Consider the following 10,003-nt stretch of genomic DNA (forward strand, 5'->3'; position numbering starts at 1 on the left):
ACCAGCCCAGTTCGACCAGGGACGCCCTGGTCGAACTGGGCTGGTCCAAGCTGACGCTGGGCGATGTGGCAATCCGGGCAGGGGTGGCCAAGACCACCCTCTACCGGCGCTGGGCGGGCAAGAACGAGCTGGTGGTGGACGCGGTGGCGGTCCTCTTCGACGAGCTCGAACTGCCCGACCGGGGAAGCCTGCTGGCCGACGTGGAGGGCGTGGTGCTGCAGTTCGCGGCACTGCTGGAGCGACCGGAGACCAAGACCGCGCTGATGGCGGTGGTCGCGGAGTCGACGGGCGACGAGCCGCTGCGGCAGCGGATCCGTACGGCCATCGTCGACCGGCAGAAACGGCTCGTACTGATCGGCCGCGAGCGGGCCCAGGCGCGCGGGGAGCTGCCGTACGAGGAGGACTCGGAGGCGGCGGCGCGTAACGCGGACCTGATCTTCGATGTGATCGCGGGGGCCGTGGTGCACCGGACCCTGGTGAGCTGTGAGCCCATCGACGAGGCGTGGGCGCACAGCTTCACGCTGCTGCTGGTGTCGGGGCTCGGAAGCATTCAGGAGTGAGCCGCACCCGCGTGGGTCACACCTGGTAGCGGTCGGCGGCGAAGAGGCGCAGATTCTCCGCGATCCATGAGGACGTACGGGACAGCCCCTCGGTCAGTGAGACCTGCGGCTCCCAGCCCGCCCACTCGCGGGCGCGGGTGTTGTCGGAGAGCAGTCGCTGCACCTCGCTGCCGGAGGGACGCAGGCGGGCGGGGTCCACGACGACCTCGGCGTCCCGGCCCGAGGCGGCGATGAGCGCGTGCGCCAGGTCGCCGATCGAGATCTCCTGGCCCGTACCGAGATTGACCGCCTCCCCCAGGGCCCGGTCGCAGTCGGCCAGGGCGAGGAATCCCCTGGCGGTGTCGGTGACGTACGTGAAGTCGCGGGTCGGCGAGAGCGAGCCGAGCTTGATCTCCCGTGCCCCGGAGTGGAGTTGGGCCAGGATCGTGGGGATCACGGCACGCGCGGACTGCCTGGGGCCGTACGTGTTGAAGGGGCGGACCACCGTCACCGGCAGCTCGAAGGCGTGGAAGTGCGAGAGCGCCATCATGTCGGCGCCGATCTTCGAGGCGGAGTACGGGGACTGCGGCTGGAGCGGGTGGCTCTCGCTGATGGGGGCGGTGCGCGCGGTGCCGTACACCTCGCTGGTGGAGGTGTGGACGAGGCGGCGCACGGAATGGCGGCGGCAGGCCTCGGCGACGTTCTCGGTGCCGGTGACGTTCGTCTGGACGTACGCGCCCGGGGAGTCGTAGCTGTACGGGATGCCGATGAGCGCGGCGAGATGGAAGACCGTGTCGCAGCCGGCCACGGCGTCGCTGACGCGTCCGGCGTCGCGGACGTCGCCCGCGAGCATCTCGACCTGACCGGCGGGGCCGATGTGTCGGGCGAGGTGGCCCTTCTCCGCGTACGGCTTGTAGTGCACGAAGGCCCGTACGTTCGCGCCCTGTTCGACGAGGAGGTCGACGAGCGTCGAGCCGATGAAGCCTTCGGCGCCGGTGACGAGGACGGTGCGGTTCTTCCAGGGGCCGGCCGTGGTGCTGCTCATGCTGCGTACTCCGTTGCGTGCTCGATGACGATGGCGGCCAGCAGGTCGGCCGCCCGGGCGTGGGTGGAGGGGTGTGCGGCGCCGCTCATGGCGGCGAGGCGTGCGGGGTTCTCGATGAGCGGCCCGGCGAGCTCCGCGAGGCGGTCGGCGGTGGTCTCGGCGTCGGGGAGCAGGAGTCCGGCCCCGGCGTCGCAGAGCACGCGGGCGTTGTGGGTCTGGTGGTCGCCGGGGGCGTGCGGGTAGGGGACGAGGACGGCGGGGACCCCGGTGGTGGCGAGTTCGGCGACGGTCGCGGAACCGGCCCGGCAGACGATCAAGTCGGCGGCTGCGTAAGCGAGTTCCATGCGGTCGAGATAGGGGACGGCGCGGGCGATACGGTCGCCGCCCTCGTCGGCGAGGCGTATGCGGGCCGCGTCCAGGGCGGCCGGTCCTGTCTTGATCAGGAGGTGTACGTCGTCGCGCCACTGCCAGCGTGAGGCGAGTCCGACCGCCGCCTCGGTGAGCCGGGCGGCGCCCAGGCTGCCGCCGTTGAAGAGGACGAGCCGGGCGCCCTCGGGGACTCCGAGGGCGCGCCGGGCCTCGTCGCGCATCGCCGCCCGGTCGAGGGCGGCGATGGGGGCGGCGATGGGCATGCCCACGGTCTCGGCGTTCTGGCCGCCGGTGAGATGGGCGCGGCTGCGGTCGAAGGCGACGGTGAGGTGCGGGGTGAGGCGGGCGGCGAACTGGTTGGCGCGGCCGGGAACGGCGTTGGACTCGTGGATCACGCTGGGCAGACCGGCCATCCGGGCGCCGAGGATGACGGGTGCGCTCGGGTAGCCGCCCATCCCGACCGCGACCTGGGCGTGCTGCTCGCGCAGGATGGTGCGGCACTGGACGCCCGACCTGAGCAGGGCGGCGGGGAGCAGATAGCGCTTGGCCCCGAGGGCGGGGTCGAAGGGGATCATGTCGACGGTGTGCAGCCGGTACCCGGCGTCGGGGATGAGCCGCGTCTCCAGACCGCGCTCCGTACCGACGAAGGAGACGACGGCGCGGGGGTCGGCCCGGCGCAGGGCGTCGGCGAGCGCGAGTCCGGGATAGATGTGGCCACCGGTGCCGCCGGCGCCGATGACGACCGAGAGAGGGCCGGACGTGGTCCGGGTCGAGGTGGTCCGATGCGAGGGGGTCCGAGTCGTTGTCCGCATGGCCGAACACTCGCGAGGCGGGTTAAGAAGCTTCTAAGAGCCGCATTTGACAGTCTTTGCACCATGACGAAGATCCTGGTGGTGGACGACCAGCCCGAGGTGCGCGCGGCCGTCGAGGACGGCCTCAGCGTCGAGGGGTACGAGGTCCTGGGCGTCGGCGACGGGCTCGCCGCCCTCTCCTCCGTCGCCACCTGGCAGCCGGACGCCGTCGTGCTCGACGTGATGATGCCCGTGCTCGACGGGCTCGGGGTCTGCCGCCAGTTGCGGGCGGCGGGCGACCGCACCCCTGTGCTCGTACTGACCGCGCTCGACTCGGTGAGCGAACGCGTGGACGGCCTGGAGGCGGGCGCCGACGACTACCTCGTCAAGCCCTTCGCGCTGGACGAGCTGATCGCGCGCGTACGGGCGCTCCTGCGGCGGGCGGCCCCCGCGGAGGACGACGCCTCGCTCGCGTACGCCGATCTCACCCTCGACCCCGCCACCCGCACCGGGCGCCGCGGCGCCCGCACCCTGGAGTTCAGCCGCACCGAGTCCGCGCTCCTTGAACTCCTGCTGCGCCACCCCGGCCAGGTGCTCCCCCGTGAGCTGATCCTGGAGCTGGTCTGGGGACAGGACTTCGGACCCGACTCCAACTCCCTTGCCGTGTACGTCGGTTACCTCCGCCGCAAACTGGAGGCGGCCGGCGAGCCTCGCCTCGTCCACACCGTCCACGGCATCGGCTACCGGCTGGACCTCCCGTGAGCGGCCGCCGGCGCGCCCCGCGCAACCTGCCCCTGCGCACGCGTCTCGCCCTCACCGCGTCCGCGGCGGTCGCCCTCGTCGCGCTCGGCGTCTGCGTGGCCGCCTTCTTCGTGATCCGTTACGAGCTGTACCACCAGCTCGACCTCAACCTCACCCAGTCCGCGACCCTGGCCATCCAGCAGAACCGCGACGCCGGTGCCGGCGTGCTGGCCGGGGAGTGCCGCTATCTCTCCGCCCCGGCGTGCAGCCAGATCGTCCCGGCCTCGGCGGCCAAGGATCCCGCCACCGCCTATCTCCTGCCCGTCGGCTCCGCGACCCGCGAGGTGGCGGCCGGCGACCGGGCCCCGTACTACACCAACATCACGCTCTACGGTCACCCCACCCGGATGCTCACCACGCCGATCGGCAAGGACCGCGCCCTTCAAGTCGCCCTGCGCGCCGACCCGGTGGAGCGCGGAGTGCACCAGGCGGCCTGGCTCCTGGCGGCGATCGGCGCGGCCGGGGCCCTCCTCGCCGCCGCCCTCGGCTACTGGGTCTCGCGCACCGGTCTCGCCCCGGTGGTACGCCTCACCGCCACGGCGGAGCACATCACCGCGACCCGCGATCCACGCCACCGCATCGAGCCCACACCGGACCGCCACGACGAGATCACCCGCCTCACCAGCAGCTTCAACACCATGCTGGACGAGCTGGAGCGCTCGGTCACGGCTCAGCGCCGTCTGGTCGCCGACGCCTCCCACGAGCTGCGGACCCCGCTCACCGCGCTGCGTACCAATGCCGAACTGCTCGCCCGCTCCGAGCGCCTGACGGAAGCTCAACGGGCGCGCGCGTCCACCGCCCTCGCCCGTCAGATCGCCGAAGTGACGTCCCTGGTCAACGACCTGATCGAACTGGCCCGCGACGAGGAGCCCACTCCCCTCCTCGAAACGGTCCGCCTCTCCCCGCTCGTCGACCACACGGTGGGCACGGCCCGCGGCCACTGGCCGGAGATCACCTTCACCGTACGGACCGAGGCCGACCCCGCGCTCCCCGGAGTCCCCGCCCGCCTCTCCCGCCTCCTGGCCAATCTGCTGTCGAACGCCGCGAAGTTCTCGCCCCCGTACGGAACGGTCGAAGTGACGCTCACCGCCACCGAGTTGACGGTCCGCGACCACGGCCCGGGCATCGCGGCCCAGGACCTCCCCCATGTCTTCGACCGCTTCTACCGCGCCGAAGCGGCCCGCGCCCTCCCCGGCTCGGGCCTCGGCCTGGCACTGGCCCGCCAGATCGCCCGCGCCCACGGCGCCGACCTCACCGCCGAACAGGCACCGGACGGCGGGGCACTCTTCCGGCTGACCCTGCCTGACCCGCCCCCTGGGCCGCCTACCCTCTCCCCATGCTGAACGCAGAAGCGCAGGAGATCCTCGGCGGCCCCGCCCGCGCCGAGACCCTGACCCACAATCCCAGGAACGGCGTCACCCGCGGCGTCTGGCGCGTCTCCGCCGACAACGGCCGCTCGGCAGTGGTCAAGGTCCTCAGCAGACACAAGGAGACAGTCGCCGCCTGGGCCTCGTCCGAGGATCCACAGCACTGGAACTACTGGCGTCGCGAGGCGGATGTGTACGAGTCCGGGCTGCCCGACGCCTGGATTCCGTACGGCATCCGCGCACCCCGGCTGCTCGCCTCGGTCGACCGCGCCGACGGGGACGTGGCGCTGTGGCTGGAGGACGTACGGGGTGAACCCGCCACGGGGTGGACGATGGACCGCCACGGGCAGCTGGCCCACGCGCTGGGCCGCGCCCACGGGGCGGAGAACACCGAGGCCCCCTGGCTCAGCCGCCGCTTCCTGCGCGGCTACATCGGCAAGGAGCAGGACCAGAGCCTCCTGGACGACGACGCCGCCTGGCAACAGCCCCTGGTCCGCGACCACTTCCCCGCCGGCCTGCGCGAGGCCATGGTCCGGCTGCACGCGGAGCGCGAGTGGTTCCTGCAGATCATGGAGTCCCTCCCGCGCGCCCTCAGCCATCTGGACCTCTGGCCCGCCAACGCGCTGTCCGGGAGGGACAACTCCACGGTCCTGGTCGACTGGGCCTTCACCGGGGACGGCGCGCTGGGCGAGGACATCGGCAACTACGTGCCCGACACCGTCTTCGACCTCTTCCTGCCTGCCGCTCTGCTCCCCGCCCTGGAGCGGGAGATGTACGGGAACTACCGGGCGGGCCTGCACCGTTCGGGCTGGCGCGGCGACGCGCGGCTGGTCCGGCTGGGGATGTGCGCGTCGGCGGTCAAGTACGACTGGCTGACGGCGCTGATGCTCGGCCGGGCGGGCGAGGAACGCCAGTTGGACTACGGGGGCGCCCGCACCGTCTCCCCCGGACTCCGCTACCGGGAGCGCGGGCAGGCGCTCGCCTTCCTGGCGGGCTGGGCGGACGAGGCCAGGGCGCTGGCCACGGAGCTGGGTTTCCCGCCTCCGTGACCAGGCCGTACCGGCCAAGCCAGGCCCGGCCCGGCCCGGACCGGGCCGGCCCGGTCAGAACCCCGGCGGCTCCGTGTACGTCCCCCACTCCTCGCGCAGCACCCCGCAGATCTCGCCGAGGCTCGCCTCCGCCCGTACCGCGTCCAGCATCGGCCCGATCATGTTCGACCCGTCACGCGCGGCGGCCAGCATCGCCTCGAGACCGGCGCGGACCTTCGCCTCGTCGCGGGCCGCCTTGCGCTCGCCCAGCTCCCGTACCTGGTCACGTTCGACCTCATGGCTGACCCGCAGGATCTCCAGGTCACCGGTGACCGAGCCCTCCAGGCAGTTGACGCCGACGACCCGCTTGTCGCCCTTCTCCACCGACCGCTGGTACTGGAAGGCCGACTCCGCGATCTCCCCGGTGAACCAGCCGTCCTCGATCCCGCGCAGGATCCCTGAGGTGATCGGCCCGATCGGGTGCACCCCGTCCGGGTGGGCGCGCCTCCCGCGCTCCCTGATCTGCTCGAAGATCTTCTCCGCGTCGGCCTCGATGCGGTCCGTCAGCTGCTCGACGTACCAGGAACCGCCCAGCGGGTCGGCCACATTGGCGACCCCGGTCTCCTCCATCAGCACCTGCTGCGTACGGAGCGCGATCTCGGCCGCCTGCTCGCTGGGGAGGGCGAGGGTCTCGTCCAGGGCGTTGGTGTGCAGCGAATTCGTCCCGCCGAGGACCGCGGCCAGGGCTTCCACGGCGGTCCGTACGACGTTGTTGTACGGCTGCTGCGCGGTCAGCGACACCCCGGCCGTCTGGGTGTGGAAGCGCAGCCACTGGGCCTTGTCCGACTGTGCGCCGTACTCGTCCCGCATCCAGCGCGCCCAGATCCTGCGCGCCGCACGGAACTTGGCGATCTCCTCGAAGAAGTCGAGGTGCGCGTCGAAGAAGAAGGACAGGCCGGGGGCGAAGGCGTCGACGTCGAGCCCGCGGCTGAGCCCCAGCTCCACGTACCCGAATCCGTCGGCCAGGGTGTAGGCCAGCTCCTGCGCGGCCGTGGAACCGGCCTCGCGGATGTGGTAGCCGGAGACCGACAGCGGTTTGTACGCGGGGATCTCGGCCGCGCAGTGCTCCATCAGGTCGCCGATCAGCCGCAGATGGGGCTCGGGCTGGAAGAGCCACTCCTTCTGGGCGATGTACTCCTTGAAGATGTCGGTCTGCAGGGTCCCGTTGAGGAGGGCGGGATCGACGCCCTGCCGCTCGGCGGCGACGAGGTACATGCAGAAGACGGGGACGGCGGGCCCGCTGATCGTCATCGAGGTGGTGACGTCCCCGAGCGGGATGCCGGCGAACAGCACCTCCATGTCGGCGGCCGAGTCGATCGCAACCCCGCAGTGCCCGACCTCGCCGAGCGCCTTCTCCTCGTCGGAGTCGCGCCCCATCAGCGTCGGCATGTCGAAGGCGACGGAGAGCCCGCCGCCGCCGTTGGCCAGGATCATCTTGTAGCGCTCGTTGGTCTGCTGGGCGTTCCCGAACCCGGCGAACTGCCGGATCGTCCAGGTCCTGCCCCGGTACCCGGTCGCGTGGAGCCCGCGCGTGTAGGGGTACTCGCCGGGCCACCCGATCCGCTCGAAGCCTTCGTACGTGTCCCCGGGGCGAGGCCCGTAGACCGGCTCGACCGGATCACCGGAGAGCGTGGTGAAGTCGGCGTCCCGCTTGCGGGCCCCGTCATAACGGGCCTGCCAGCGACGGCGGCCTTCCTCGATGGCGTCAGCGTCGATACCCATACCTTTGAATTTACTAGGACGTCCTAGTAAATGTCGATGGCGAACCGCCCACACTTCCGTGCGGGCGGGGGGTACTACGCCTTGGCGACGGCCGGGCCGTCGTCCATGACCAGCGGCTCGACCTCGCGGGAGACCTTGCGCTCCACGAAGAAGGCGGCCGTGGGGATCGTGCCCGCGAGGAGCACCCAGAGCTGCTTGCCGACCGGCCACTTCGCCTTGGACCCCAGATCGAAGGCGAACACCAGGTAGAGGACGTACAGCCAGCCATGCGCGATACCGACAACGCTGACGAAGCTCGCGGCCCCGTCCATGTCGAGCAGGTACTTGGCGATGACACCCAGGGTCAGCAGGACCAGCAGGACACCGGTGACGTACGCCATCACGCGGTAGCGGGTCAGCACGCTTTTCTTCATGGAGTCGAGCGTAACCGGACGCAACGGGCGATCTTCGGGCGGGTTACTTCTCCTCGAAATCCGCGGCGGCCACCCGCAGGGGCCGCAGCAGCGCGAAGATCTCCCCGCACTCCTCGGCGTCGTACGCCCCGAGCCCGAACTCCATCGCCATCAGGTCCTGGCTGGCCGCCTCGACGACCTCCCGGCCCTTCTCGGTGATCGACGCGAGCGTGCCGCGTCCGTCGTTCGGGTTCGGCCGCTTGTCGACCAGACCCGACCTGACCAGGCGGTCGACGGTGTTGGTCACCGACGTCGGGTGCACCATCAGCCGCTCGCCGATCTTGGACATCGGCAGCTCGCCCGCCTTGGAGAAGGTGAGCAGCACCAGCGCCTCGTACCGCGCGAAGGTCAGTCCGTACGGCTTCACGACCGCGTCGACCTCGGCCAGCAGGATCTGCTGCGCGCGCATGATCGAGGTGATCGCGGCCATCGAGGGGACGGGCCCCCAGCGCTGCTGCCAGAGTTCGTCGGCGCGGGCGATGGGATCGAAGGGAAGGCTGAGCGGCTTCGGCACGGCCCCGACCCTACCCGCCGGTCATATGGCGGTCAGCCTCGTCTCGCGCCTCGGTCCTCTGTACGATCCGCACCTCACGCAGCAGTACGAGAATCGCCACCGTCCCCAGTGCCCCCGCACCCGCGACGGCCTGGTGCACGGGCACCAGCTCGGCGACCACACCCGCCAGCGCCATGCCCACGCCCTGGACGGTCATCATCCCCGCGGTGAGCAGGGTCATGGCCCGCCCGCGGATCTCCTCGGGGACGGCCTCCACGTACCACTTGTCCAGGCCCAGGGTGTACGCCCCGGTGGCACCGGTGAGCACGAGGGCGACCGCGGCGAGGGCGATCCCCGGCCGTACCGCGTACAGCAGCAGCGGCAGCACGCTCACGGCGGCCAGCGGGAACACGATCCGGGAGCGGGCGGCGGCGCTGAGCGCGGAGCCCGCCCACAGCTCGCCCGCGATCGTGCCGACCGGCATCGCGCACATCAGCAGCCCGAGCGCACCGGTGGACGCCCCGAGCTCACCCGCGTACGGAGCCGCGAGTGCCTCCGGAGCCACGGCGAACATCGGCGACACCCAGAACATCAGCGTCAGCGCCCGTACCCGCCGGTCGCCGAACACCAGCCGCGCTCCCGCGAGCGAGTCCTTCAACAGCGCCACGCCGCCACCGCCCTGCGCACGGGCGGGCCTGCGCCGCGTACCGAACCGGAGCAGCAGCGCGGAGGCGCCGAAGGTGAAAACGGTGACGCACATGGCGCCGCGAGGCGAGACGAAGGCCAGCAGCAGCCCGCCCGCACCGAACCCGGCGAGCAGCGCGCTCTGCGACACGATCCGCAGCAGGGACCGTCCGAGGACGAAGAGGTCACCGCCGCCGAGGATGTCGGTGAGGGTCGCCATACGGGTCCCGTTGAAGACGGGCGAGACGACGGCGACGACGCACCGCAGCACGAGGAGCCCGGCCACGGGCGTACCGGGAAAGGCCATCGCGGCGGCGCAGGAGGCGCAGACCAGATCGCAGACGACGAGCACGCGACGGGCGGGAAAGCGGTCGGCGACCCCGGCGAGGAGGGTGCCGCCGATGAGGTAGGGGAGAAAGCCGAGGGCGAAGGTGAGGGCGCTGAGGAGGGGAGACCCGGTGAGGTGGTAGACGAGGACGGTCAGCGCGATCTCACTGACGACGACGCCGAGGAGGGAGAGGAGATGGGCGAGAAAGACGGTCCGAAACTCCGGAACGCGAAAGACACCGCGATAACCAGCGGATTGGGCACTTTCAGCCCGTCCGGCCTTTTCAGCCTGTCCGGCGATTGAGGACAAGCGGCCGGAGGCCGC

Annotated in this window: 10 protein-coding genes; 4 read left to right on the top strand and 6 right to left on the bottom strand. The window is 71.5% G+C overall.

Annotated elements, in window-relative coordinates; genetic code table 11:
• A partial coding sequence (locus J0695_RS22170; RefSeq protein ID WP_206963877.1) for a TetR/AcrR family transcriptional regulator occupies positions 1-560 on the top strand: 560 nt, incomplete at its 5' end.
• Positions 561-576: 16 nt separating this feature from the next.
• Here J0695_RS22170 and J0695_RS22175 read toward each other — a convergent pair.
• Positions 577-1,584, bottom strand: a complete 1,008-nt coding sequence (locus J0695_RS22175) for an SDR family NAD(P)-dependent oxidoreductase (protein WP_206963878.1) — start codon at positions 1,582-1,584, stop codon at positions 577-579.
• Entirely contained in the window at positions 1,581-2,765 is a 1,185-nt protein-coding gene (locus tag J0695_RS22180; protein ID WP_206963879.1) for a UDP-N-acetylglucosamine--N-acetylmuramyl-(pentapeptide) pyrophosphoryl-undecaprenol N-acetylglucosamine transferase, read from the bottom strand. Before J0695_RS22180 ends, J0695_RS22175 begins: the two co-directional genes overlap by 4 nt.
• A gap of 63 nt (positions 2,766-2,828) precedes the next feature.
• On the opposite strand from J0695_RS22180, the gene J0695_RS22185 reads away from it, so the two are divergent.
• The 3 genes from J0695_RS22185 to J0695_RS22195 are packed head-to-tail and all read left to right on the top strand — an operon-like array spanning position 2,829 to position 5,961.
• The gene (locus J0695_RS22185; RefSeq protein WP_206963880.1) at positions 2,829-3,506 is read left to right on the top strand and encodes a response regulator transcription factor; all 678 of its coding nucleotides are present in this window, start codon (positions 2,829-2,831) and stop codon (positions 3,504-3,506) included.
• On the top strand, positions 3,503-4,888 hold the full coding sequence (locus J0695_RS22190) for a HAMP domain-containing sensor histidine kinase (protein WP_206963881.1): 1,386 nt from the start codon (positions 3,503-3,505) through the stop codon (positions 4,886-4,888). Before J0695_RS22185 ends, J0695_RS22190 begins: the two co-directional genes overlap by 4 nt.
• Positions 4,882-5,961 carry an aminoglycoside phosphotransferase/kinase family protein gene (locus J0695_RS22195; protein WP_206963882.1) on the top strand — a complete coding sequence of 360 codons (1,080 nt, stop codon included), beginning with the start codon at positions 4,882-4,884 and terminating at the stop codon, positions 5,959-5,961. Before J0695_RS22190 ends, J0695_RS22195 begins: the two co-directional genes overlap by 7 nt.
• Positions 5,962-6,015: 54 nt before the next feature.
• Here J0695_RS22195 and icmA read toward each other — a convergent pair whose 3' ends face one another.
• The 4 genes from icmA to J0695_RS22215 all read right to left on the bottom strand — a co-directional run bounded on the left by icmA (position 6,016) and on the right by J0695_RS22215 (position 9,988).
• Entirely contained in the window at positions 6,016-7,716 is a 1,701-nt protein-coding gene (gene icmA / locus J0695_RS22200; protein WP_206963885.1) for a coenzyme B12-dependent isobutyryl-CoA mutase large subunit, read from the bottom strand.
• 80 nt (positions 7,717-7,796) lie between these two features.
• Positions 7,797-8,135 carry a DUF3817 domain-containing protein gene (locus tag J0695_RS22205; RefSeq protein ID WP_206963883.1) on the bottom strand — a complete coding sequence of 113 codons (339 nt, stop codon included), beginning with the start codon at positions 8,133-8,135 and terminating at the stop codon, positions 7,797-7,799.
• Positions 8,136-8,178: 43 nt separating this feature from the next.
• On the bottom strand, positions 8,179-8,688 hold the full coding sequence (locus J0695_RS22210) for a MarR family winged helix-turn-helix transcriptional regulator (RefSeq protein ID WP_206963884.1): 510 nt from the start codon (positions 8,686-8,688) through the stop codon (positions 8,179-8,181).
• A 10-nt stretch (positions 8,689-8,698) separates the two neighbouring features.
• Positions 8,699-9,988, bottom strand: coding sequence for an MFS transporter (locus tag J0695_RS22215; RefSeq protein ID WP_206963886.1), 1,290 nt, complete (start codon positions 9,986-9,988; stop codon positions 8,699-8,701).
• Between the last annotated feature and the right edge of the window lie 15 nt (positions 9,989-10,003).

The sequence above is a fragment of the Streptomyces beijiangensis genome, from assembly GCF_017315755.1.
GTDB lineage: Bacteria > Actinomycetota > Actinomycetes > Streptomycetales > Streptomycetaceae > Streptomyces > Streptomyces beijiangensis.

What these genes read in the sequence shown, in the direction of transcription:
- J0695_RS22175 (WP_206963878.1), bottom strand. Translation starts at nt 1,584, where the DNA reads ATGAGCAGCACCACGGCCGGCCCCTGGAAGAACCGCACCGTCCTCGTC.
- J0695_RS22185 (WP_206963880.1), top strand. Translation starts at nt 2,829, where the DNA reads ATGACGAAGATCCTGGTGGTGGACGACCAGCCCGAGGTGCGCGCGGCC.
- J0695_RS22205 (WP_206963883.1), bottom strand. Translation starts at nt 8,135, where the DNA reads ATGAAGAAAAGCGTGCTGACCCGCTACCGCGTGATGGCGTACGTCACC.
- J0695_RS22195 (WP_206963882.1), top strand. Translation starts at nt 4,882, where the DNA reads ATGCTGAACGCAGAAGCGCAGGAGATCCTCGGCGGCCCCGCCCGCGCC.
- J0695_RS22180 (WP_206963879.1), bottom strand. Translation starts at nt 2,765, where the DNA reads ATGCGGACAACGACTCGGACCCCCTCGCATCGGACCACCTCGACCCGG.